20 protein-coding genes are annotated in these 23404 nt (G+C 67.9%); 9 read left to right on the top strand and 11 right to left on the bottom strand.

What is annotated here, in order from left to right; translation table 11 throughout:
- Positions 1 to 284 precede the first annotated feature (284 nt).
- The 5 genes from ADBZ6K_RS08845 to rpmF all read right to left on the bottom strand — a co-directional run bounded on the left by ADBZ6K_RS08845 (position 285) and on the right by rpmF (position 4783).
- Positions 285 to 779 carry a MogA/MoaB family molybdenum cofactor biosynthesis protein gene (locus tag ADBZ6K_RS08845; protein ID WP_526345584.1) on the bottom strand — a complete coding sequence of 165 codons (495 nt, stop codon included), beginning with the start codon at positions 777 to 779 and terminating at the stop codon, positions 285 to 287.
- Positions 780 to 850: 71 nt separating this feature from the next.
- Positions 851 to 2194, bottom strand: coding sequence for a S1C family serine protease (locus ADBZ6K_RS08840; RefSeq protein WP_526345582.1), 1344 nt, complete (start codon positions 2192 to 2194; stop codon positions 851 to 853).
- A gap of 150 nt (positions 2195 to 2344) precedes the next feature.
- Complete coding sequence (locus ADBZ6K_RS08835; RefSeq protein ID WP_526345580.1) at positions 2345 to 3844, bottom strand: HAMP domain-containing sensor histidine kinase; 1500 nt, start codon at positions 3842 to 3844, stop codon at positions 2345 to 2347.
- The gene (locus tag ADBZ6K_RS08830; protein WP_526345863.1) at positions 3844 to 4530 is read right to left on the bottom strand and encodes a response regulator transcription factor; all 687 of its coding nucleotides are present in this window, start codon (positions 4528 to 4530) and stop codon (positions 3844 to 3846) included. Before ADBZ6K_RS08830 ends, ADBZ6K_RS08835 begins: the two co-directional genes overlap by 1 nt.
- A gap of 79 nt (positions 4531 to 4609) precedes the next feature.
- Positions 4610 to 4783, bottom strand: a complete 174-nt coding sequence (rpmF, locus tag ADBZ6K_RS08825) for a 50S ribosomal protein L32 (protein ID WP_526345578.1) — start codon at positions 4781 to 4783, stop codon at positions 4610 to 4612.
- A 102-nt stretch (positions 4784 to 4885) separates the two neighbouring features.
- Between rpmF and ADBZ6K_RS08820 the strand changes: the two genes are divergently transcribed.
- From ADBZ6K_RS08820 to ADBZ6K_RS08785, 8 genes are all read left to right on the top strand, one after another.
- The gene (locus ADBZ6K_RS08820) at positions 4886 to 5347 is read left to right on the top strand and encodes a hypothetical protein (protein ID WP_526345576.1); all 462 of its coding nucleotides are present in this window, start codon (positions 4886 to 4888) and stop codon (positions 5345 to 5347) included.
- An 81-nt stretch (positions 5348 to 5428) separates the two neighbouring features.
- Positions 5429 to 7135, top strand: coding sequence for an acyclic terpene utilization AtuA family protein (locus tag ADBZ6K_RS08815; protein WP_526345861.1), 1707 nt, complete (start codon positions 5429 to 5431; stop codon positions 7133 to 7135).
- A complete protein-coding gene (locus tag ADBZ6K_RS08810; RefSeq protein ID WP_526345574.1) occupies positions 7132 to 8307 on the top strand; it encodes an acyl-CoA dehydrogenase family protein in 1176 nt (391 codons plus the stop codon). The genes ADBZ6K_RS08815 and ADBZ6K_RS08810 overlap by 4 nt, the downstream gene beginning before the upstream one ends.
- A 26-nt stretch (positions 8308 to 8333) precedes the next feature.
- Positions 8334 to 9923, top strand: a complete 1590-nt coding sequence (locus ADBZ6K_RS08805) for an acyl-CoA carboxylase subunit beta (protein WP_526345859.1) — start codon at positions 8334 to 8336, stop codon at positions 9921 to 9923.
- A gap of 38 nt (positions 9924 to 9961) precedes the next feature.
- The gene (locus tag ADBZ6K_RS08800; RefSeq protein WP_526345572.1) at positions 9962 to 11944 is read left to right on the top strand and encodes an acetyl/propionyl/methylcrotonyl-CoA carboxylase subunit alpha; all 1983 of its coding nucleotides are present in this window, start codon (positions 9962 to 9964) and stop codon (positions 11942 to 11944) included.
- A 2-nt stretch (positions 11945 to 11946) separates the two neighbouring features.
- A complete protein-coding gene (locus tag ADBZ6K_RS08795) occupies positions 11947 to 13137 on the top strand; it encodes an acyl-CoA dehydrogenase family protein (protein ID WP_526345570.1) in 1191 nt (396 codons plus the stop codon).
- Positions 13138 to 13148: 11 nt separating this feature from the next.
- On the top strand, positions 13149 to 13916 hold the full coding sequence (locus tag ADBZ6K_RS08790; protein WP_526345568.1) for an enoyl-CoA hydratase family protein: 768 nt from the start codon (positions 13149 to 13151) through the stop codon (positions 13914 to 13916).
- 72 nt (positions 13917 to 13988) lie between these two features.
- Positions 13989 to 14582, top strand: a complete 594-nt coding sequence (locus ADBZ6K_RS08785) for a DUF1707 domain-containing protein (protein ID WP_526345566.1) — start codon at positions 13989 to 13991, stop codon at positions 14580 to 14582.
- A 466-nt stretch (positions 14583 to 15048) separates the two neighbouring features.
- Here the strand turns inward: ADBZ6K_RS08785 and ADBZ6K_RS08780 are convergent, their stop codons facing one another.
- The 3 genes from ADBZ6K_RS08780 to ADBZ6K_RS08770 form a co-directional block, all read right to left on the bottom strand.
- Positions 15049 to 15528, bottom strand: coding sequence for a proteasome activator (locus ADBZ6K_RS08780; protein WP_526345564.1), 480 nt, complete (start codon positions 15526 to 15528; stop codon positions 15049 to 15051).
- A gap of 102 nt (positions 15529 to 15630) precedes the next feature.
- Positions 15631 to 15999, bottom strand: a complete 369-nt coding sequence (locus ADBZ6K_RS08775; protein ID WP_526345562.1) for a J domain-containing protein — start codon at positions 15997 to 15999, stop codon at positions 15631 to 15633.
- Between the two features lie 364 nt (positions 16000 to 16363).
- Positions 16364 to 16783: an Hsp20/alpha crystallin family protein gene (locus ADBZ6K_RS08770; RefSeq protein WP_526345857.1), complete on the bottom strand. Its 420-nt coding sequence runs from the start codon at positions 16781 to 16783 to the stop codon at positions 16364 to 16366.
- 677 nt (positions 16784 to 17460) lie between these two features.
- Here ADBZ6K_RS08770 and ADBZ6K_RS08765 point away from each other — a divergent pair.
- Positions 17461 to 17829 carry a heat shock protein transcriptional repressor HspR gene (locus ADBZ6K_RS08765; RefSeq protein ID WP_526345560.1) on the top strand — a complete coding sequence of 123 codons (369 nt, stop codon included), beginning with the start codon at positions 17461 to 17463 and terminating at the stop codon, positions 17827 to 17829.
- A gap of 111 nt (positions 17830 to 17940) precedes the next feature.
- Here ADBZ6K_RS08765 and ADBZ6K_RS08760 read toward each other — a convergent pair whose 3' ends face one another.
- The 3 genes from ADBZ6K_RS08760 to ADBZ6K_RS08750 form a co-directional block, all read right to left on the bottom strand.
- The gene (locus tag ADBZ6K_RS08760) at positions 17941 to 19128 is read right to left on the bottom strand and encodes a hypothetical protein (protein ID WP_526345558.1); all 1188 of its coding nucleotides are present in this window, start codon (positions 19126 to 19128) and stop codon (positions 17941 to 17943) included.
- Between the two features lie 633 nt (positions 19129 to 19761).
- A complete protein-coding gene (locus tag ADBZ6K_RS08755) occupies positions 19762 to 21765 on the bottom strand; it encodes a vWA domain-containing protein (protein ID WP_526345556.1) in 2004 nt (667 codons plus the stop codon).
- The gene (locus ADBZ6K_RS08750; protein WP_526345855.1) at positions 21758 to 23155 is read right to left on the bottom strand and encodes a sigma 54-interacting transcriptional regulator; all 1398 of its coding nucleotides are present in this window, start codon (positions 23153 to 23155) and stop codon (positions 21758 to 21760) included. The genes ADBZ6K_RS08755 and ADBZ6K_RS08750 overlap by 8 nt, the downstream gene beginning before the upstream one ends.
- Positions 23156 to 23404: the final 249 nt, after the last annotated feature.

Genomic DNA, 23404 nt, shown 5'->3' with positions numbered 1-23404 from the left:
CATCGCTCGCGTTCCGCGACATCTTCCGGGGATTCGGTATCACGCTCGCCGGGGGCTATGTCCGGGAGGGTTTCACCGAAGAGCTTGTTAACTGCGTCTTTTGAATGCCCAGCGGGATCGGTCACAATGTCACCACAGTGTGATGAAGATCACATTTCATCGGGGATGACCGTTCACCGGCCCGTTACTTGGGAATCCGGTTGCCCGCGACGGGAGTATGACAAGCGGGTACCACCGCCCTGGTTCCCCAGAGCGGTGGTACCCGATGTGACGACGCTGAGTCGTTAGATCTCCAAGCTTGATAGCTGGCCGATGATCTGTACCGCGAGCGGGCTCAGCGTGGCCATCCCGTCGCGCACAGCGGCGCGGGAACCGGCCAGATTGACCACCAGGGTGCTCCCCGAGATGCCGGCGAGGCCTCGGGACACCCCCGCGTCGACTATGCCCGCCGACAGGCCGGATGCACGAAGTGCCTCGGCAATACCGAGCACCTCGCGATCCAGGAGGTCGCGGGTGGCCTCCGGCGTGACATCACGCGGCGTGACGCCAGTTCCGCCCACCGAGACGACCAGGTCGACGCCCCCGATCACCGCGGTGTTGAGCGCATTGCGGATCTCCACCTCGTCGGCGGAGACCACCACCACCCCGTCGACGACGAAGCCCGTCTCACCGAGCAGCTCGGTGACCAATGGCCCGCTGTGATCCTGTTCTCCATGAGCCGTTCGGTCGTCGACGACCACGACCAACGCCCGGCCCACCAACTCCCGTGGCTGTTCCATGAGTGCAACCGTATATCCGGGCGCGGACAGCGTCGCGGCCACACGGGGTGCGCCCGGTCCTTGACCCGAAATCACTGCTGGGCCTTGCCCAGCGTCACCTGTACGGTCTCGGGCTTGCCCGAGGCGTCCAGGTAGGTCAGCGTGACCTTGTCACCGGGCGCCCTGGACCGCACGGCCGCCACCAGGGCATCGGCGCTGCCGATCACCCGGTCGTCGAGCTTGGTGACCACCACACCGCTGGGCAGCCCGGCGGCTGCGGCCGCGCCGCCGTCGGTGATCTCGACGATCTTGGCGCCATTGGCCGACGCATCGTTGCTGACCTGCACACCCAGCGAGGCATGGCTGGCTTTTCCGCTCTGAATCAGTTCGTCGGAGATGCGCTTGGCCTGATCGATCGGGATGGCGAAGCCGAGGCCGATCGACCCGCTCTGCGAAGCGCCGCTGGCACCGCCCAGCGTGGCGATGGCCGAATTGATCCCGACGAGTTCGCCGTTCATGTTGACGAGGGCGCCACCGGAGTTGCCCGGGTTGATCGCTGCGTCGGTCTGGATGGCGTCGAGCACCGTGTTCTGGTTGTCGGCGTCGCCGCCCGCGGCAACAGGGCGGTTCAGCGCGCTGATGATGCCCGTCGTGACGGTGCCCTCCAGACCCAGCGGCGAACCGACCGCCACGACGTCCTGACCGACGCGGAGATTCGCCGAGGACCCGAGGGTGATCGGGGTCAGGTCGGAGACCCCTTGTGCGCGAACGACCGCGATGTCACTGCTGGGATCGGTGCCGACGACCGTGAACGGCGCCGTGCGGCCGTCGGCGAACGTGACGGTAGTGCGCGGGGCTCCGCCGGGGGCGTCCTCGGGCACCGCGACCACGTGATTGTTGGTCAGGATAAGGCCGTCGGAGGTGAGCACGATGCCGGAGCCCTCCTCGGACGCCCGGCCCAGGTCCGTCTGCAACTTGACCACGCTGGGCACCACCTTGGCCGCAACCTGCTCGACGGAGCCGACGGGCACACTGGCGGCGGGAACGCTAGGCGCCGCAGGCGCCGTGACCGGAGACGAACTGGCGACGGGCCGGTCCTGACCGACCAGCGTGGCCACCCCGCCGCCGACACCGGCCGAGACCAGTGCGACCGCCACCGCGCCGACCGTCAATGCCGCTGCACGCGAACGCTTTCGGGGCGGAGAGGGAAGCCGTGGCGGTTGCGGCGGCAGTTGACCCGCACCCGTCCGGTACGGATCGTAGGGAGCACGGTACTGCTGCTGCGCCCCCTGCTGAGTGGCGTAGCGCCAGTCGTAGGGATGCTGCCGGTAGCCGTCGGACTGGGGCGCACCGGGGTAGCCAGGTGCCGCGGGCTCATTGCCACTGGGACCGTGGCCCTGTTGCGGTGGCGGCGTATACCTCGGGTGGTTGGTCATCTGGCTGCGGTGCTCTTTCTTCTCATGTCGGGCGGTCTACGACTCAACAACGACGGACGCAGACCCACAGTGCCCATCCGGGCTGAGAATCCACTTAGAGAAGACTCGGGACAAACCGAGACTTCCCGGCCCCTCCAGTAATCCCTGCCATCATTGATTGTCGGCGCCGACCACCCGTCCGTCCACGCCACGGGGTTCGCGTGTCGCGAGGATGGGACGTCCGGGCAGCACCACGTGGATGGCGGTTCCGGGCGGATTCCCGCCGGGCACGGCGTCCTCCACCCTGAGCGCTCCACCGTGTTTGAGCACAACCTGTTTGACGATGGCCAGGCCAAGACCGGAGCCGGGCATGGCACGCGCAGCCGTCGACCGGTAGAACCGCTCGAACACCAGCCTGCGCTCGTGGGGCGCGATGCCGGGACCGTGATCGGCTACAACCAACTCCGCGTGTACAGCGTCGGTCTGGGCGAGCCGGACGTCGACGCGGCCGCCGGGCGGACTCCACTTCGCGGCGTTGTCAAGGAGATTCAGCACCGCGCGGGACAGGCCGGCGGCGTCGCCGTACACCTGCCACCCGACCATGTGGACGTCGAACTCAATATCGTTGCGGCGGCGGCGAACTCGCTCAAGACTGCGCTCGACGACATCGGACATGTCGACCGGTTCGTGGATCACGCCGCCGGCGTCCCCCCTGGACAGGTCGACGAGATCGCCCACCAGGGTGGACAGTTCCTCGATCTGGGCGATCACGTCGGCGCGCAGGCCCGCCATCTCGTCGTCGGGCAGCCGGGGAGCGCCGGGGGCCATCGCCGCCATCAGCAGCTCGACGTTGGTGCGCAACGACGTCAGAGGCGTGCGCAGCTCGTGCCCGGCGTCGGTGACCAGGCGAGCCTGTCTCTCGCGCGACTCGGCCAGGGCCCGCAGCATCATGTTGAACGCCTCGGTGAGGCGGGCGAGTTCGTCGCTGCCGAACACCGGGATGGGGCGCAGGTCGTCGGTCCTGGCCACCCGTTCGGCGGCCTGGGTGAGCCGGCCCACCGGACGCAGCCCGGCGCGAGCCACCATCCCGCCCGACACGGCGGCGACGGCCACACCGATACCGCCGACGATGAGCAGCACCGTGCCCAACCGCCGAAGAACCTGGCCGGTGGGTGCCAGGCTTTTGGAGATCAGCAGCGAACTGCCGTTGGCGAGGTGGATCGCCAGCACCCGCTGATGGTTGGCGGTGCGCAACGACATCAGCAGCTCGCCCGAGACCACGTCCTTCTCGGGATTGCCGAACGGCAGGGTCTGGCCCTGCTGGTTGGCGGTGTAGGTCCTGCGGTCGGGAACCACGAGCATCGCATTGACGTCCGAATACGCGGTGCCCTCGATGGCCTTGCCGGGGTCCGCGGCCAGCGAACCGCTCTCGATGAGCAGGCGTGCCCTGCTGTGCAGCTGGGTGTCGATGTCGTCGTACAGCGCCCGCGAGACCACCGCGTACACGGCGACGGCCATCAGCACGACGACCATCGCCACCATGGACATCGCCAGCATCATCACGCGCCAGCGCAGCGACAGCGAGCTGGTGTTGGGCAGGGCACTCTGCCGCCCGTTGGGAGCGGAGCGAAACGGTGTCGAAAACGCCGAGAAGCCCGAAGAAGCGACCATCAGGGCGGTGTTTCGCGAAGCACGTAACCCACGCCGCGGACGGTGTGGATCAAGCGTGGCTCGCCTTGTGCTTCGGTCTTGCGGCGCAGATATCCGATGTACACCTCGAGCGCGTTGCCGGATGTCGGGAAGTCGAAACCCCACACCTCTTCGAGGATGCGGCTGCGCGTGAGCACTCGGCGCGGGTTGGCGATCAGCATCTCCAGCAGCGCGAACTCGGTGCGGGTGAGGCTGATCTGGCGTTGCCCGCGGGTCACCTCACGGGTGACCGGATCCAGGCTGAGATCCGAGAACGTCATCGCCGGCGACTCGGCACCGTCGTCGGGTGTGGTGCGGCGCAGCAGCGCGCGCATGCGGGCGAGCAGTTCTTCCAGCGCGAAGGGCTTGGGCAGATAGTCGTCGGCGCCGGCGTCCAGACCGGCGACACGCTCGGACACCGAGTCGCGCGCCGTCAACACCAGGATGGGCAGGTCGTCGCCCGTGCTGCGCAGCTGACGGCACACTTCCAGGCCGTCCAGCCGGGGCATCATGACGTCGAGTACCACCGCATCGGGCCGGTCGCTGGCGATCAGATCGAGCGCTTCGACACCGTCCTGCGCCAACTCGACGGAGTAGCCGTTGAACGACAGTGACCGACGCAGCGACTCGCGCACCGCGCGATCGTCATCGACGACAAGTATGCGCACAGGCACAGTTTCAACCTATCGCCTGAGAGCGGCCTGAGAGACGCGCCGGGCCGACCGGCATTTGCCAGGATCGGGGCGGTCAGCGCCGGTCGAGGTCGATCAGGCCGAGACGGGCGGCCTTCAGCAGCCGCCGCGGCACCTTGTGATGCTGACCTGCGACTGTCACACCGACCAGGTCGGTACGCGAGGCCTTCCACTGCGCGCGCCGGCTACGGGTATTCGCGCGCGACATCCTGCGCTTGGGCACAGCCATGACGTGCATCTCCTTGGTATTGCGGGGTATTGCGGGGTATTGCGGGTTCGCCGCGCACAGAAAAGCACCCCGGGCGGCGACGGTTGCCCCTCAGGATAGCCGGTGACCGGCGTCGGCTCCAAAACGCGTCAGTACGGCGAAAACCACCTGGGCACCAGTGCCTGGAAGTTAAAGTTCGAGCCACCACCCGCAACGAGGGAGAACGCCATGGGGCGCCTCATCATCGCAGGCCTGCTGGTTTTGACGCTGGTCGGCTGCGGACAGAGCAAACCAGAGAACGGAAGCTCCCCCGAACCGGTGGCCGTGTCGACGGCTGCCGAGGCGTCGACGGCCGCCGAGGCATCGACCCCCGGCTGCACGGCGAGCGGGCTGGATGCCATGTCGGCCCTCTCGGAGTTCCAGCTGGAGATGGATGACGCCCAAAAGGCCGGCAAGCTGACCACCGACCGGCTGCTCGCCGCACGCGACAAGCTGTACAACCAGACGCAGGCGGCCTACGCGAACAGCGACTGGGCCACCTACTGCAAGGCGATCGACGACATGCGCGCCGAGTTGGGACTCTGACGGGCTTGACGCGCTACCGGCGGTAGCGGTTAACCTACCGGTTGGTTGGTCTGCCAACGGGAGGTCAGAGTGGACGTCAACGTGGACGTTAAAGGGGTTCCCGTCCGCATCGGCAATTGCTCGGGGTTCTACGGCGACCGCCTGACGGCCATGCGCGAGATGCTCACCGGCGGTGACCTGGACTTTCTCACCGGCGACTACCTGGCCGAGCTGACCATGCTCATCCTGGCCCGCGACCGCGCCAAGAATGCCGACCGCGGCTACGCCAAGACCTTCCTGACCCAGCTGGAGGACTGCCTGGGCCTGGCGCTGGACCGCGGCGTGCGGATCGTCGCCAACGCCGGCGGCCTCAATCCCGCCGGTCTGGCCACCGCCGTGCGCGCGCTGGCCGATCGGCTCGGCCTGCCCGCGACCGTGGCCCACGTCGAGGGCGACGACCTGCTCCCGCGGGCCGACGAACTCGGCTTCGCCGCTGCGCTGGCCGCCAACGCCTACCTCGGCGCCTGGGGCATCGTCGAGTGCCTGGACAACGGCGCCGACGTGGTCGTCACGGGCCGGGTCACCGACGCGTCGCTGGTCGTGGGCGCGGCCGCCGCGCACTTCGGCTGGGAGCGCACCGACTACGACCGGCTCGCGGGCGCGATCGCGGCCGGCCACGTCCTGGAATGCGGTGCGCAGGCCACCGGCGGCAACTACGCGTTCTTCACCGAGATCGCCGACCTGACCCATCCGGGCTTTCCGCTCGCGGAGATCCACCCCGACGGATCCTCGGTGATCACCAAACACCCCGGCACCGGCGGCGCGGTCACCGTGGGCACCGTCACCGCCCAGCTGCTCTACGAGATCGGCGGAGCACGGTACGCCAACCCGGACGCGACGCTGCGGGTCGACACCGTGGAACTGTCCGGCGACGGCCCGGACCGGGTGCGCATCAGCGGCGTGAAGGGCGAGCCCCCGCCGCCGACGCTGAAGGTCTCGCTGAACACCATCGGCGGATTCCGCAACCAGACCACCTTCGTGCTCACCGGACTGGACATCGACGCCAAGGCCGAATTGCTGCGCCGCCAGCTGGAAACCGGCCTCACTGTCAAGCCCGCCGAACTGGAGTGGACGCTGGTGCGCACCGACCGCGCCGACGCCGACACCGAGGAAGCCGCGAGCGCATTGCTGCGGTGCGTCGTGCGCGACCAGGACTCGACGCAGGTGGGTCGCGACTTCTCTTCGGCCGCAGTAGAATTGGCCCTGGCCAGCTATCCGGGATTCACCAGTACCGCCCCGCCGGGCGACGCGCAGGTGTACGGCGTGTTCACCGCCGCCTTCGTGCCGGCCGACCAGGTCGCCCACGTCGCCGTGCACGCCGACGGCACCGGCACCGTGATCCCGCCCGCCGGGCAGACACTCGCCCTGGCGCCCGTTCCACCGTTCGCGCTGCCCGAACCCCTCCCATTCGGTGAAACCCGCAGGGTGCCGCTCGGGGTCGTCGCGGGCGCGCGCAGCGGGGACAAGGGCGGCGCCGCGAATATCGGGCTGTGGGTGCGCACCGAGCAACAGTGGCGGTGGCTGGCGCACGCGCTGACCGTCGCCAAACTGCGCGAACTGCTGCCCGAGACGGCCGATCTGCCCGTCGCGCGTCATCTACTGCCGAACCTGTGGGCCGTCAACTTCGTCATCGACGGCATCCTCGGCCAGGGGGTGGCCTACCAGGCCCGGTTCGATCCACAGGCCAAGGGTCTGGGCGAGTGGCTGCGCAGCAGATACCTCGACATCCCCGAGGGCCTGCTGCCATGAGCATCTGGTCCACCCCGGAACGCGAGCAACTGCGAAAGACGGTGCGCGCGTTCACCGAACGAGAGATCCTGCCCCATGTTGCCGAATGGGAGACCGTCGGCGCGCTCCCCCGCGACCTGCACCGCGCGGCGGGTGATGCCGGTCTGCTCGGCGCCGGGCTGCCGCTGGCGGTCGGCGGGGGCGGTGGTGACGGTGCGGACTCCTTGATCATCTGCGAGGAGATGCATTACGCCGGGGCGCCCGGCGGTGTGTTCGCCTCGCTGTTCACCTGCGGGATCGCGGTGCCGCACATGATCGCCTCCGGCGACGCGCGGTTGATCGACACCTATGTGCGCCCGACACTGCGAGGAGAGCTGATCGGCAGCCTGGCCATCACGGAGCCGGATGGCGGCTCGGATGTGGGACACCTGCGCACCACCGCCAGACGCGACGGCGGCGACTACATCCTCAACGGCGCGAAGACCTACATCACCTCCGGCGTGCGGGCCGATTACGTGGTGACCGCGGCACGCACGGGCGAGCCCGGCGCCTGCGGGGTTTCGCTGATCGTCGTCGAAACGGGCACAACGGGTTTCGAGGTCACCCGTAAGCTGGACAAGATGGGCTGGCGGTCCTCGGACACCGCCGAAATCTCCTACACAGACGTGCGCGTTCCCATGGCAAACCTGATCGGCGGGGAGAACACCGGATTCGCGCAGATCGCCGCGGCGTTCGTACCCGAGCGCGTCGGACTCGCCACGCAGGCCTACGCCAGCGCCCAGCGCTGCCTCGACCTGACCGCCGAGTGGTGCCGCCGTCGGGAAACCTTTGGCAGGCCGCTGATTTCACGCCAGCAGGTACAGAACACCCTGGCCGAGATGGCCAGGCGCATCGACGTCGCGCGGGTCTACACCCGTGCGGTGGTGGAGCGCCAGCTCGCCGAGACCGTGACCGAGCCCGCGACATCGCACGGACCCGACCTGATCGCCCAGGTGTGCTTCGCCAAGAACACCGCCGTCGCCGCCGGCGAGTGGGTCGCCAACCAGGCGGTGCAGTTGTTCGGCGGGATGGGCTACATGGCCGAGTCCGAGATCGAGCGACAGTACCGCGATATGCGCATCCTCGGAATCGGCGGCGGCACAACCGAAATCCTGACCGCGTTGGCGGCGAAGGCCATGGGGTTCCGGTCATGACAGCCGTGGGCGTCGGTGAGCCCACGGTGCTGCGCTCACACCTGGACCCTGCCTCCCCCGCCTACGCGACAGCGGCGGCGGCGATGACCGCCAAACTCGCCGAGATCGACGCCGAGCACGCCAAGGCGCTCGCAGGCGGCGGTCCGAAGTACGTCGAGCGCCACCATGCCCGCGGCAAGTTCACCGCACGCGAGCGCATCGAACTGCTTATCGACCCCGACTCGCCGTTTTTGGAGCTGAGCCCACTGGCCGCGTGGGGCAGCGAGTTCCAGGTGGGCGCCAGCGTAGTGGCGGGCATCGGTGCGGTCAGCGGGGTTGAGTGCCTACTAGTCGCGAACGACCCGACCGTCAAGGGCGGCACCAGTAACCCGTGGACGCTGCGGAAGATGCTGCGCGCCAACCAGATCGCCTTGGAGAACCGCCTTCCGCTGATATCGATGGTGGAGTCGGGCGGTGCCGACCTGCCCACCCAGAAGGAAGTCTTCATCCCGGGCGGTCGGGGCTTTCGTGACCTCACCCGGCTGTCGGCTGCGGGCATCCCCACGATCGCCCTGGTATTCGGTAATTCGACGGCGGGCGGGGCCTATGTCCCGGGCATGTCCGACCACGTCGTGATGATCAAAGAACGCTCGAAGGTCTTTCTCGCGGGGCCACCGCTGGTCAAGATGGCCACCGGCGAGGATTCCGACGACGAATCGCTCGGTGGCGCCGAAATGCACTCCCGCACTTCTGGTCTGGCCGACTACTTCGCCGTAGACGAGCTCGACGCCCTCAGGATCGGCCGGCGCATCGTGGCCCGGCTCAACTGGCGCAAGCAGGGTCCGGCACCGGCTCTGGCGGTCGAACCGCGCTACGACGCAGGCGAACTCCTCGGGATCGTCCCCCCGGATCTGCGGACTCCGTTCGACCCCCGCGAGGTGATCGCGCGGATCGTGGACGGATCCGAGTTCGACGAGTTCAAGGCGCTGTACGGCTCATCGCTGGTCACGGGCTGGGCCAGGCTCTACGGCTATCCGGTGGGCATCCTGGCCAATTCCCGCGGCGTGCTGTTCAGTGAGGAGTCCCAGAAGGCCACCCAGTTCATCCAGCTCGCCAACCGGTCGGATACCCCGTTGCTGTTCCTGCACAACACGACCGGCTACATGGTCGGCAAGGACTACGAGGAACGCGGGATGATCAAACACGGTTCGATGATGATCAACGCGGTATCCAACTCCACCGTGCCGCACATCTCGCTGTTGATCGGGGCATCGTACGGTGCAGGACATTACGGCATGTGCGGGCGAGCCTACGACCCGCGATTCCTGTTCGCCTGGCCGAGCGCCAAGTCCGCGGTGATGGGCGGCGCGCAGCTGGCCGGGGTCATCTCGATCGTCGGCAGGGCGGCGGCCGCCGCGCGCGGTCAGGAGTTCGACGAGGCCGCCGACGCGGCGCTGCGCGGGGCCATCGAGGCGCAGATCGAAGCGGAGTCCTTACCGATGTTCCTGTCTGGCAGGCTCTACGACGACGGTGTCATCGATCCGCGCGATACCCGCACCGTGCTGGGAATGTGCCTGTCCGCCATCGCAAGTGGCCCGATCAAGGGGACGTCGAGCTTCGGCGTCTTCCGCATGTAGGGGCCGATGATGACGGTGCGTACGAAGAGGATCCGGCCATGATCACCAACGTCCTGGTCGCCAACCGCGGCGAGATCGCCCGCCGGGTGTTCGCGACGTGCCGTCGCCTCGGTGTCGGCACGGTCGCCGTCTACACCGACCCCGACAGCGCGTCACCGCATGTGGCGGAGGCCGACGCCCGGGTGCGCCTCGTCGGCAACGCCGGCTACCTCGATGCGGTGCAGCTCATCGCGGCCGCACGGGCTTCGGGGGCCGATGCCATCCATCCGGGCTACGGATTCCTTTCGGAGAACGCCGAATTCGCGTCGGCCGCACAACGCGCCGGGCTGACATGGATCGGCCCGCCACCGGCCGCCGTCGCGGCCATGGGGTCCAAGATCGAGGCCAAGAAGCTGATGTCGGCGGCCGGTGTACCCGTCCTCGAGGAACTCGCCCCGGGCACGGTGACGGCCGCCATGCTGCCGGTGCTGATCAAGGCGTCCGCGGGAGGTGGTGGCCGCGGCATGCGTGTGGTGCGCGACCTGTCCGCGCTGGCCGCCGAATTGCACGCGGCACGCCGCGAGGCCGAGTCGGCCTTCGGCGATCCGACGGTGTTCTGCGAGCGCTACCTCGCCGCGGGCCACCACGTCGAGGTCCAGGTGCTCGCCGACACGCACGGCACGGTGTGGGCGGTCGGCGAGCGCGAGTGCTCCATCCAGCGCCGCCACCAGAAGATCATCGAGGAGGCGCCGTCTCCGCTGGTCGAGAGGGTACCGGGGATGCGGGCCAGGCTGTTCGACGCGGCGCGGCTGGCGGCGGGTGCGATCGGGTACGCGGGCGCGGGCACCGTCGAGTTCATGGCGTCGTCGGATCCGGCGGACGCCGGCGCCTTCTACTTCCTGGAGATGAACACCCGCCTGCAGGTCGAGCACCCCGTCACCGAGGCCACCACGGGACTCGACCTCGTCGAGCGTCAGCTGTTCATCGCCGGCGGCGGCAGGATCGACGACCAGCCACCGCCGTCGCGCGGGCATTCGATAGAGGCCAGGCTGTACGCCGAGGACCCCGCCCGCGACTGGCAACCGCAAGCCGGCGTCCTGCACCGCTTCGATGTACCAGGCGCGACAACCCGATTCGGATCGACCGACGCGCCAGGTGTGCGGGTCGACGCGGGTGTGGCGGACGGCTCGGCGGTGTCGATCTTCTACGACCCGATGCTGGCAAAGGTGATCTCGTTCGCCCCGGGCCGCACCGTGGCGGCCGCGATGCTCGCCGACGCGCTGTCTCGGTCGAGGATCCACGGGATACCCACCAATCGGGACCTGCTGGTGAGGGTGCTGCGGCATCCGGCGTTCATCGACGGCCACACCGACACCGCGTTCTTCGACACCCACGGGCCGGGCGCGCTCGCCCGCCCGCTGGCGGGTGCGCGGACCGCCGCCCTGTCCGCGCTGGCCGCGGCGCTCGCCGATGCCGCGCACAATCGCCGGACCACACCGGTTTTCGCCGCTGCCCCGGCCGGGTGGCGCAACCTGGCCTCCGGCTTTCAGGTCAAGCGCTACCGTGACACCGCGGAGGTCGAGCACGAGGTCCGGTACCGGTTCACCCGCGACGGCCTACAGGCGCCCGATCACGCCGGCGTGTCGCTGTTGTCGGCCGCACCCGAGCGGGTGGTGCTGGTGGTGGAGGGGGTGGACCGCCCGTTCGACGTCGCCCGCTACGGCGCCGACGAGGTGTTCGTCGACTCCGCTCTGGGTGCCGTCCACCTGCGGGCGCTACCGCGCTTTCCCGATCCCGAAGCCGCCGTTGCCCACGGCTCGCTGCTGGCGCCGATGCCGGGTTCAGTCGTGCGCGTCGGCGCGGCTGTCGGCGAGGGGGTGCGCGCGGGCCAGCCGCTGGTGTGGCTGGAGGCGATGAAGATGGAACACACCGTCGCCGCCCCCGCCGACGGCGTCCTTACCCAGCTCAATGTCGCGCCCGGCCAACAGGTCGAGGTCGGGACCGTCCTGGCACGAGTCGACGACCAGCGAGGAGAGCAATGACGATGACGCCCGTTCCGGCCGGGTTCGTCGAAACCGACGAACAGCAGGCGCTCCGCGAAGCGGTGGCCGCCATGGCGGCGAACTACGGTCAGGACTACTACCTGGCGAAGGCGCGGGCGGGTCAGCATACCGACGAGTTATGGTCGGAGGCAGGCAAACTCGGGTTCATCGGGGTCAACCTGCCTCAGGAGTACGGCGGCGGCGGGGCGGGCATGTACGAGTTGTCGCTCGTCATGGAGGAGATGGCGGCGGCGGGCTCGGCGTTGCTGATGATGGTGGTGTCTCCCGCCATCAACGGGACGATCATCGCCAGGTTCGGCACCGAGGATCAGAAGAGGCGATGGCTGCCGGGCATCGCCGACGGTTCGGTGACCATGGCGTTCGCGATCACCGAACCCGACGCTGGCTCGAACTCGCATCGCATCACCACCACGGCCCGCCGCGACGGCAGCGACTGGATCCTCAAGGGCCAGAAGGTGTTCATCTCGGGCGTCGACCAGTCACAGGCCGTGCTGGTGGTCGGCCGCACCGCCTCTCCCGACATCGCCGCCGGCTCCACGCCCGAATCGCTGCGGCCCGCGTTGTTCATCGTCCCCACCGATTCGCCGGGGCTGTCCTGGACGAAGATCGACATGGAGCTGATCAGCCCGGAGAGCCAGTTCCAGGTGTTCATCGACGACGTCAGGTTGCCTGCGGACGCGCTGGTGGGGTCGGCCGACGCGGCAATCGCCCAGCTGTTCGCGGGCCTGAATCCCGAGCGGATCATGGGTGCCGCCAGTGCGATCGGTATGGGCCGCTTCGCCATCGGCAAGGCGGTGGACTACGTCAAGACCCGCAAGGTGTGGAAGACGCCGATCGGCGCGCATCAGGGACTGTCACATCCGCTCGCGCAGAACCACATCGAGATCGAGCTGGCCAAGCTGATGATGCAGAAGGCGGCGGCGCTGTACGACGCCGGGGACGACCGGGGTGCTGCCGAGGCGGCCAACATGGCCAAGTACGCCGCAGCCGAGGCGTCTGTGCGCGCGGTCGATCAGGCGGTGCAGTCGCTCGGCGGCAACGGCTTGACCAGGGAGTACGGCATCGCCGCGGCGGTGACAGCATCGAAACTGGCCAGGATGGCACCGGTCAGCCGCGAGATGGTCCTCAACTTCATCGCGCAGACCTCGCTGGGCCTGCCCCGGTCGTACTGATGAGCACCCTGATGAGCACCGTCGTCCACTACGCCGTCGAGGGCACCATCGCCCGGGTGACCATCGACTCGCCGCACAACCGCAACGCCCTGTCGGCGGCGCTGGTCGAGCAGCTGCACCGGCGCTTCGCCGACGCGGCCGCGGACCCGTCGGTCCGCACGGTGGTGCTGGACCATTCCGGCGGAACCTTTTGCGCAGGAGCCGATCTGGCCGAGGCGTCGGCGGCCGATCCGACGGTGGCGGCCGTCGAACGGGCGCGTGAGCTGGCCGCGCTGCTGCGTGCGATCCTGGAACTTCCCGTTCCGGTGATCGCCGCCGTCGACGGTCACGTGCGCGCGGGTGGCCTCGGCCTGATCGGCGCGTGCGACATCGTCGTCGCCGGCCCGGACAGTACATTCGCGCTGACCGAGGCCCGCATCGGGGTTGCGCCGTCGATCATCTCGCTGACGCTGCTGCCGAAGATGACGCCGCGCAGCGCGGGCCGCTACTTCCTCACTGGGGAGAGGTTCGGGGCCGCACAGGCCGCCCAGATCGGCCTCGCCACCATGGCGACGGACGACGTCGCCGGGACGGTAGCCGCGCTCGCCGCCGACATCGGCAAGGGCTCACCCCAGGGCCTGGCGGCGTCGAAGGCCCTGACCACGGCGCCGATCCTGGACGGCTTCGACCGTGGCGCCGACACATTGACCACCCAGTCGGCGCGGTTGTTCGTCTCCGAGGAGGCACGCGAGGGCATGGCGGCGTTCCTGCAGAAGCGACCACCGCGCTGGCATAGTTGACGCGATCACGCCGATGCCACAGTTTTATCAACGGTGTTGCATGTGCCACCGTTCGTCGTAGGCTCGTCATTGATGAGCACTTCATCGTCGTCTGGCGGATCGATGCGTGCCGCTGACACAGATCGGATTCAGGTGGCACAGTTGCTCACCGAGGCTGCCTCGCAGGGGCGCCTTCCGATGAGCGAGTACGAGCAACGCCTGACGCTGGCGTACGCCGCCGAGACCTATGACGATCTGGCTGTGCTCAGCGCAGACCTCCCCGGCGCGGTCACCTCACCGCGCAACGGCGGCCCGTGCCGACCCGCCCCGTCGACACTGTTGCTGGCGATCATGAGCGGCTACGAGCGCCGCGGCCGCTGGAACGTGCCGAGGCGACTGACAACGATCGCCTTCCTGGGGGGCGGGGTGGTGGACATGCGCTACGCCGACTTCACCTCACCCGAGGTCGAGGTCCGGTCGTACTCGATTTTCGGCGGGCAGACGATCGTGATCCCGCCGGAGACCAACGTCGACCTCCACGGTTTGGGGGTGATGGGTTCCTTCGACCAGACCATCGACGGCGAGGGTTCGCCGGGCGCACCCCACGTGCGGATCCGCGGCTTCTCGCTGTGGGGCAGCGTCGCGGTCAAACGAAAGAAGCGGCGCACGACACCGGACCAAACCTGAGAATCGAGTAGGGGGCCCGGGTGCGAGCAAGGTGATCATGACCCCCGGTTGTAATGGAAAAGCGGGCGCGTGGCCAAGCCGAGATGAGATCACGCAAGCCGTCAAGAATCTTTGGACCGGCGATCCGTGCCAGTACACCGAGATCACCGTCAGGGTGCTGGGTGAAGTTGAGAACGTTCGCGTGTGGAACGAAAAACGGACACGTGAGGGGAGGTCGGAGGCTCGTTGAGTTCGCGGCGGAAGCCGTTGCTGGCGTTGTTAATTCCGGCAACAAGGAACAGGCGCGACCCGCGTTCGGGCGTGCTGCGCGACTTGGTGTGCGTGTTCAATCGTGAGGGCATTCTTTGTGGCGAGAGTGCCCGATGTCGTGTGCTGGCGGGGGGAGTACTTGAATGGTGAGTTGTAGGGCGGGCAGCAGGTTGACGAGTTCGTCGAGGGTGAATTCGTCGATGTTGGTTTGCAGTAGTTAGGTGACCCTCGGGCCGGTGACGTGCAGAACGGCGGCTGCTTGAGCCGCGGTGAGGCGCCGTTGTGTGATGCGTCGGGTGATGGCGGTCAGCAGTGTTTGGCGTGCTGATCGGATCGCTGGATTGTCCACGTCGGGTGGGACGTCATCGGGCACGTCCTTCAACGGATCGAGGTGCGGTCGATCGGGGTGGTTCGGAGGAGCCCCTGAAGCCAGCCCACGAGTTGGGCGTGGGCGCAGTTCGGCGTCGGACAGTTCGGTGTGGTGGGTCAGCGGCAGGGCGAGCCGCTGCAGTTCTTCGCGCAGGTCGGGGGTGAGAACGGTGAGCAGTTCACCGATGATGTGAGTGTCGATGGCTCGCAGCCGCTTGAGGCCCGCGGTATCCAGTGGTTGGGTGCGGATTTCGTCGACGAGCTGTGTGGTCATGGTCGCGATCGGCATGACCTTGTCCCGCGGGGGTTGTGGGGTCGGCGCTGTCATGGTTGGGGGGTCGAGTGCGCTGCTGGTGTCGGTGCCCATGCGGTCCTCGCTGCGGTGGTCTAGTGATTCGGGTTATCCGCCGGGTGTTCTGCACGATCGCAGCTATCGGTGCCGGCGCACCGGGCCTGCCCGCAAGGGTGGCGCTGAGAGGTGGGCGGTGGGGGTTCGGTGGGTGATGGGGATCTGGACGTCGCTGGCGGGGGGATGGTCACCAGGCATCGGCCTGTGCGGGCTGCGGGGCGGTGGGGTGCTGGCGTGGTCGTAGTCGGCGCGGCGGGTGGGGTTACGCAGCAGGGCGTAGGCGGCCAGCACTTGCCGGAGGTCGTCGTCGGCGGTGTGCGAGGGCGGTGTGGGGCGGGTGTCGGGGTGATGGGCGCGTAACCGCGTGCGGTAGGCGTGGGTGATCTCGGCTGGGGTTGCCGTCGGGGAAACGCCCAACACCACGTAGGGATCAGGATTCTGGCGCACCATCAGTTGCTCTCTCCGCGAACAAGATGCGGTGACTCCCGGGATTGCAGCCCAACCGGGAGCCACCGCGCTGAGAGGTCCATCTGACATTGATCACGATGAGCCGTCGGGTCCTACCCGGGCGTGGCAACGACGCGGTCCACTTTCGGCATGCCACCTCGAGTGGCGGCGCGTGCCCTGACCGGCTCTGGACGCTGGAGCCGGAAGCGGTGACGCGACATCTGCATCATTGTGGGCGACACCAGAGTCGTTGCCTGCTCGTGATAATCGGCAGGGCGTCACCTCCCCTGGTCCGACAGTGCCGTTAGAGCAGGAATACTCAGGTCCGACGGAGGAGACCGCTGGGTGGCCATATCGGGGCGGACCGTTAGGCGTTGATGGCCTTCTTCTCGTCGCTGCTGGTGATCTGGATCCGGCGCGGTTTGGCTTTCTCGGCGACCGGGATGGTCAACCGCAGCACCCCACCGGCATAGCTGGCCTCGATCGCGTCGGCGTCGAGCGTTTCGCCCAAGAACAGCTGCCGGCTGAACACCCCGCGCGGCCGCTCGGCGGACACCATCTCCCGGTCGGCATCCAGATCGGGGCGCGTGGCGTGCACGGTCAGCACATTGCGCTCGACGTCCAGATCCAGGGAATCCTCGTCCACACCGGGCAGGTCGAACTCGACGATGAACCGGTCGCCCTCACGCCAGGCATCCATCGGCATCACCGCCGGGCGCGCGGCGGTGCCCAGCACCTGCTGGGCGAGGCGATCGAAGTCGCGAAACGGATCGGTGCGCATCAACATCATCTTTCCCTCCTACCCATTGGCCTGTGACAGATCATCTGCGTGTTCTGTCATAGGTTTCTAATAGCACTGGAACTAGTTTTGCGCAAGGGTAAATGTGGACGAAGTCGGTGGCGAAATGGAGCAAGTCGGTGCCTGACGATCCGGCCCCGCCGCGATCTACGCGCGGTGTGTATGGCATCTCGGTGACCGCGGAGTTTGATCCGCAGACGCTGCCGCTCGCGCACCGACGTCGGCACCCGCCGATACACCACCACCCCCACCCAATGGGGTGCGCCCGGCGGTGTCGATGATGCGGTGGCGGCTGCTGCATCCGCGCCACCGCGTCCGACCACTCCCAGCGCGCCCCGTCGAGGAAAAACCGGAACCGGCCCACGCGCTGCGGATCACCAGCGCCGATCACCTGTTCCACCGCGCTGAGCTCCTCGGCGACGTCCCCGCCGCCATCGGCCACCACCAGCGGGTCGTTGAGGTCGGTGTCGGGCGCCACCAGGTGCTTGCGGAGAGCTCGTCGCCAGCCGTGGTGAGATTTGATGACTCGTCCATCACATTTGGCTTTCCGACAGGTTTGGAAAACCTATGTCTGAGAGCATAGCCTTGCGGTAGCGGTGGGTTCCTATCTAGGCGGAGCCGGACGGTGGGTGAGGCGACGTGATGATCGGAAACGGAGACACGGTGTGACCCAGGAGGAACAGTCCCGCTCGGCGCGCGGGGTCTACGGCATCTCGGTGGCCGCCGAACTGTCCGGGATCGGGCAACAGACCCTGCGCTTGTATGAACGCTGGGGCCTGCTCACACCCTCGCGCACCGCCGGAGGCACCCGCCGCTACAGCGACGACGACATCGACCAACTGCGGCGGATCACCGAACTGGCCGACCAGGGCATCAACCTGGCCGGCATCGTGCAGATCCTGGACCTGCAGAACAGGAACCGCCAACTCGAATCCGACAACACCGAACTCGAACTGCGCAACGCCGCACTGCAAGCCGACCAACAACCGGCGCCACCCGCACACCCTTGCAGTGACGCAGTTGCCATTGACTAGGAGTTGAGTCGCCTTCACCTCCAGACGATTCGCATTTCCAAGCAAATGCCCATGCTGGGCGTACACGCAATCGGCCCCCTCCTCGCGGAGGGGGCCGATGTCGCGTACGGGTTACTTCTCGCTGCCGCCGCCGTCACTCGACGAGTCGTCGCTGCCCTTGCTGCCGCTGAAGGCTTCCTTGAGCTGGTTGACGAACCGCTTGCCGGCCCAGTCGTCGCTGCCGCCCCCTCCGGTCGCACCGAACGGCAGGATGACCTCGGGCGAGAACTTCTTGCTCTCGCGGACGAGACCCTTGTCGCCGTCGGCCTCGCCCGACTTCTCGGCGAGCTTCTTGACCGGGGTCGGGACGTCGGCGGGATCGGGCAGGTCGGCTGGGGCCGGCTCGGACGGCTCGACCGCTGCCGCGATGGCTGCCAGCGGGCTGACGACCGGCGCCGAGGGCTCGGATCCGAGCTTCGGAGCGATCAGTTTGGTCACCGGCGCGCTGCCGCCTTCGGCCGCCACCGCGGCGGCACCGCCCTCTTCCTCCTCGACCTCCGGAGCGCTCTGCGCCGCCCGCAGGGTGGCCGGCGCGAGCGTCTCCTCCACCGGCTCCGCCAGAACCGTGTCGACGATGAGCTGGGTGACGCCGATGAGCCCGTTCGGGCCGGTGGCCCCGTCCGGAGTATTGGGCTGCGGATAGCCGGCAATGTAGGCGTTTACGAGCTGCACGGGCAGCTGATCCGAACCCGCCGTCACCGTGCCCAACACATTCAATATCCCACCATTGAGCCAAGCATTGGTAAGCGGAAGCGCCGGAACTTCATCGCCGGAAGGAAGTTCGAATCCCGCCGTCAGGAAATCGGCAACACCCAGCGCCCCATTGGTCCCCCCAGGCCCACCCGCGATATAGGCGTTCAGAAGCTGCACGGGCAGCTGATCCGAACCCGCCGTCACCGTGCCCAACACATTCAATATCCCACCATTGAGCCAAGCATTGGTAAGCGGAAGCGGGGGAATGACCACCCCATCACCCACGAAACCCGCCGTCAACAGATCCGCGACACCCAGTAGCCCATTGGTCCCCCCGGGACCGCCGCCGATATATGCGTTGGCGATCGGGAGGTCGGCGAAGTCACCGCCGCCGGTCAGCACCTGGAGTACTCCGAGGAGTCCGTTCGCCGAGGTCTCGGTGTTCGCGGGGGTTTCCGGGATGATCCCGGTGAGGTAGGCGTCGATGAGCTGTTGCAGCGGCGACGCGGCCAGCGAAACCTCGGTGTCGGCAACGACCCGGATGTCCTGCTGGGTAAGGGGCGTCACGACCGCGGGAGCCGCCGCGATCAGGAGGCCAGCACTCGCAAGCGCGATGCTTGAAGTGACAAATGGGCGGACTGCCATGTGCGTGATGCCCCCTATTGAGACGAGTCCTGAGACGGGTCGATCTGGATGTGAATAAGGTACGCCGAACGGACCAAGTTCTTAGAAGAACCTGAGAAATATTAAGTCCTAGTTTGCCAAACGGCAATAGGGACCGGCAGGCGATAATTAGCTGTCCGGCGAATCCCATCTGACACATCCGCCACACTGGCCCCAGCGACGGCGGGGGGAATTCCGCTCACGGTGATCGAGATTGCAGACTACGAGACGCTGAATGGACTGGATAGTTGCCTTCACGACCACCCACGGGGGCGCGCCCGTTCACCTCACGAGGAAGAACACGCTGGTTGCACACCACGCATGCCGCTCACGGTCTAAGGATTTGCTAAATCCGCGGCGTTGCTCAACAAGCGGTCCGTCTGCGTTGGCTCGTCGCCGGCCCGTCGGGAGAATTCGGATGCTTGACTTCAGATGCTTGACGCTAGAAAATACCCGCCCGCATGCAAACGCGGGTCGCGATGGCTCCGATCGACTGCGCGTGTCGTCGTCGGCCAACAGGTCGGACCACCCCGGCGGCTATCTCCGGCGCGACCGCAGGTAGTCGCCGACCACTGCGGCACCCAGCCCGTCGAGGGCGGGCACCACCACCCTGCCTTGCACCCGCCGGGCCACCTGGTCGATGAAGCGGGCGAGACTCGGGTCGCTGCCGAGCCGGAAGATCGTCACCTGGGCACCGAGGCGCGCCACCTCGTCGAAGCCGCGGACCGTGTGCGCGATGGTCCTGGGATGTGGCGGGTAGTCGAAGAAGACCGCGGAGTCCCCATCACCATCGACGTCCTCGAGGTGTGCGGTGGGCTCGCCATCGGTCACCACCAGCACCACGGGCTGCGCGCTGGGATGCCTGCGCAGATGCCGCACGGCAAGCGCCAGCGCGTGGTGCAGGTTCGTCCCCTGCTCGTACACACCCTCCAGCCCCGTCAACTCGGCGGCCGACACCGCGCGCGCGTAGCGCCCGAACGCGATGATCTGCAGCGCATCCGAACGGAATCGCGTGCTGACCAGATGGTGCAGCGCCAGCGCCGTGCGCTTCATCGGCAGCCAGCGATTCTCCATCACCATCGAGAACGATGTGTCCACCAGCAGCGCCACCGCGGCCTGGGTGCGTGTCTCCGTCTCGGAGACCTCCACGTCGTCCACGGTGATCCGCAACCGCCCGTCGGCCAGACCGGCGTCGCCGCCCCGCCGCGGCGTGCTGGCCGCCGCACTGCGAAGCACCGCGTTCGTGACGGTGCGGGTGACGTTCCACGGCTCGGTGTCCCCGAACTGCCATGGCCGGGTGGCGCCCGTCATCTCACCGGCAGCGCCTGCTTTGCGGGTGTCGCGTTCGCCGCCGCGACCGGAAAGTTGTTGCGCGACATCCCGCAGCGCCGTCTGTCCCAGCTGCCGCATCGCCTTGGGCGACAGCCGCCATCGGCCGTCGGAGCCCCGGTCCAGGAACCCCTGGTTGAGCAGCGCGCGCTCCAGCTCGGCCAGGGTGCGCGCATCGACGGCCGCTTCGTCTCCGAGCTGGCGGGCCAGCGCATCGAGGTCGACATCGTCCATCGACGCCCCCGCGTAACTCTGCGACAGGCTGTCGGCCAGCTGCTCCAGTTCCGCGATGTCGGCCAGGGCCTGGGCCGCCTCCCCCATCCCCATCGGGTTGTCGCCGGAGAAGCGCTGCGAACCCGTCCAGTCCTCGCCTGGCCGCGCCGCCTGCAGGTGCGCGTCGAGCCGGCCCAGCGCCTGCTGCAACGCGGCCGAACCGAACGCCTGCTGCGCCAGCGCATCGAGCTCGGCCCGCTGCTCGGCCGAAAGGCTGTTGCGGAACCGCTGCGCCGCGGCCGCGCGTTGGGCCAGCGAATCGAGCAGCTCCTCGACATTGCGCGGGTTGTCGGGGAAGAACTCGCCGTGCTCGGCCATGAAGCGGTCGAAATCGTCCTGGGTGTCCTCGCCGCGGGAGTGCTTGTCCAACAGGGTGTTCAGATCTTCCAGCATGTCGGTGACCCGCTGCCGGTCCTCGTCGGTCGCCCCCTGTAGGGCCTGCTTCATCCCCGCGAACCGCTGGTCGAGCATCTCCCGGCCGAGTAGATCCTTGATCTGGTCGTACTTCTCACGCGCTTCGCCGCTACGCCAGTCATAGTCGGCGAGCTCCTGCACCGCCTTGGCCGGCGACGGGGACAGGGCTTCGAGCTGCAACTCGCCGAATCTCGCGTCGTCGTCGAGTGCGCGGGCGAGTTCCTTGCGTTCGGCCAGCACGGCCTCGTCGAGGAGTCTCTTGACCTCCTGCAGCGTTCCGTCGAGGTTGTTGCGAGTCAACAACTCCCGTCGCCTGCGGTTGGCCTCGGCGGCGAGCCGGTCGGCGCCGCGCATGTTCCTGCTGCCGCGCCGCAACAGTTCGGAGAGCGCACGACGCGGTGAGCTGCCCTCCATGACGTCCCGGCCGATCTGCTCCAGCGCTTCCCGCAGATCCACCGGCGGCGCCAGCGGGTCGGGTCCGCCGGTGTAGCGCGAGTACCGGGACGACCGCCCGTGGCTAGCCATAGATCGTTTCGCCTTCTCCGGAGACCTTGTCGATGCGCTTGGCCAAATACAGCGCCTCCAAAGCCATTTCGACCGCTGCCGCCCGCTCCCCGTCGGACTGCGCGCCGAGCCGGGTGGCGACGGAGTCGACCACGGGCAGTTCAGGCAGCGCGGCGAGCACATCCTTGGCCGATACCCGCTCACCGGTGGTCACCTGGGAGCCGTCGGCGACGGCGGCCACCAGGGGTCCGACGTCGATGCCACCGAGCAGTCGCTGCGCGGTGTCGGCCGTGGCACGTCGCAGGAGGTGCTCGAGCACCGCCTGTTCGCGGCCCTCCTCACCCGTCTCGAACTCCAGCTTGCCGCGCAGCACGTCGATCACCGTGCCCAGATCGACCACGCGGGCGACCGGGTCCTGCTCACCGAGCACCGCCGATCGGTGCCGGGCGGCGGCCGCCACGGTCTCGGCCGCCGCGATGGCGAACCTCGCCGAGACCCCGGAGCGCTGATCGATCGAATGCGATTCGCGCAGATTGCGGGCAAAGCGGGCGAGTACCTGCAACAGGTACTCGGGCACGGCGGCGGCCAGGTGTGCCTCCTGCGTGATGACACCCACCTCGGCGGCGAGTTCCCGCGGGTAGTGGGTCCTGATCTCGGCGCCGAACCGGTCCTTCAGCGGGGTGATGATGCGGCCGCGGTTGGTGTAGTCCTCGGGATTGGCGCTGGCCACGACGACCACGTCCAGTGGCAGCCGCAGCGTGTAGCCGCGTACCTGGATGTCACGCTCCTCCATCACGTTGAGCATCGACACTTGGATGCGTTCGGCCAGGTCGGGAAGTTCGTTGACGGCGACGATCCCACGGTGCGCCCGCGGGATAAGCCCGTAGGCGATGGTCTCGGGGTCACCGAGGCTGCGACCCTCGGCCACCTTGATCGGGTCGATGTCGCCGACCAGGTCGGCCACGCTGGTGTCGGGGGTCGCGAGCTTCTCGGTGTAGCGCTCGCTGCGGTGCCGCCACGCGACGGGCAGATCGTCCCCTAGCTCCGCGGCACGGCGGATGGATTCGGGCGTGATCGGGCTGAAAGGATGTTCGTTGAGCTCCGCTCCCGCTATCACCGGCGTCCACTCGTCGAGAAGCCCGGTCAGAGCCCGCAGCAGCCGCGTCTTACCCTGGCCGCGCTCACCGAGGAGCACGACGTCATGGCCGGCGATGAGTGCCCGCTCCAGCTGGGGGATCACGGTGTCTTCGAAGCCGAAGATGCCGGGCCACACGTCCTGCCCTTCGGCCAGGGCCGCCAGCAGATTGGCGCGGATCTCCTCTTTGACGCCCTGCTCGCGATGACCGGAGGCCTTCAGCTCGCCGACGGTGGCCGGCAGATCGGCTGGGCCGGTCGGCGGGTGGCCGTGAATATTGAGTTGGGTCACGACTCCACGGTACGACTGCTGTCGAACCGCGGCATTCGGTGGACACGCCGCCGGTGGGCACACCCCTTGGTGGGCATTTGGGCGCCCGGCAACCTTGGAGATCGTTGGAAGTGCAACTTCTCCCGCCCTTGCCGGGCTCCTGGCGCCTAGACTGCACAGGAACGTCCACAGCGGACGTAGTACGGGTCTGACGCCACGACCTGCCTGCGCCGACCCTCGGTGCACTCCGGCGCC

Origin of the sequence: Mycobacterium sp. (assembly GCF_044223235.1) — a bacterium.
GTDB lineage: Bacteria > Actinomycetota > Actinomycetes > Mycobacteriales > Mycobacteriaceae > Mycobacterium.
Note: the sequence above shows the minus strand (reverse complement) of the source record. Positions and strands in the feature narration are given on the sequence as shown.

Coding starts and splice junctions, on each gene's coding strand:
- ADBZ6K_RS08845 (WP_526345584.1), bottom strand. CDS start 779: ATGGAACAGCCACGGGAGTTGGTGGGCCGGGCGTTGGTCGTGGTCGTC.
- ADBZ6K_RS08840 (WP_526345582.1), bottom strand. CDS start 2,194: ATGACCAACCACCCGAGGTATACGCCGCCACCGCAACAGGGCCACGGT.
- ADBZ6K_RS08835 (WP_526345580.1), bottom strand. CDS start 3,844: ATGGTCGCTTCTTCGGGCTTCTCGGCGTTTTCGACACCGTTTCGCTCC.
- rpmF (WP_526345578.1), bottom strand. CDS start 4,783: ATGGCTGTGCCCAAGCGCAGGATGTCGCGCGCGAATACCCGTAGCCGG.
- ADBZ6K_RS08810 (WP_526345574.1), top strand. CDS start 7,132: ATGAGCATCTGGTCCACCCCGGAACGCGAGCAACTGCGAAAGACGGTG.
- ADBZ6K_RS08800 (WP_526345572.1), top strand. CDS start 9,962: ATGATCACCAACGTCCTGGTCGCCAACCGCGGCGAGATCGCCCGCCGG.
- ADBZ6K_RS08795 (WP_526345570.1), top strand. CDS start 11,947: ATGACGCCCGTTCCGGCCGGGTTCGTCGAAACCGACGAACAGCAGGCG.
- ADBZ6K_RS08790 (WP_526345568.1), top strand. CDS start 13,149: ATGAGCACCGTCGTCCACTACGCCGTCGAGGGCACCATCGCCCGGGTG.
- ADBZ6K_RS08785 (WP_526345566.1), top strand. CDS start 13,989: ATGAGCACTTCATCGTCGTCTGGCGGATCGATGCGTGCCGCTGACACA.
- ADBZ6K_RS08780 (WP_526345564.1), bottom strand. CDS start 15,528: ATGACAGCGCCGACCCCACAACCCCCGCGGGACAAGGTCATGCCGATC.
- ADBZ6K_RS08775 (WP_526345562.1), bottom strand. CDS start 15,999: ATGGTGCGCCAGAATCCTGATCCCTACGTGGTGTTGGGCGTTTCCCCG.
- ADBZ6K_RS08770 (WP_526345857.1), bottom strand. CDS start 16,783: ATGTTGATGCGCACCGATCCGTTTCGCGACTTCGATCGCCTCGCCCAG.
- ADBZ6K_RS08755 (WP_526345556.1), bottom strand. CDS start 21,765: ATGGCTAGCCACGGGCGGTCGTCCCGGTACTCGCGCTACACCGGCGGA.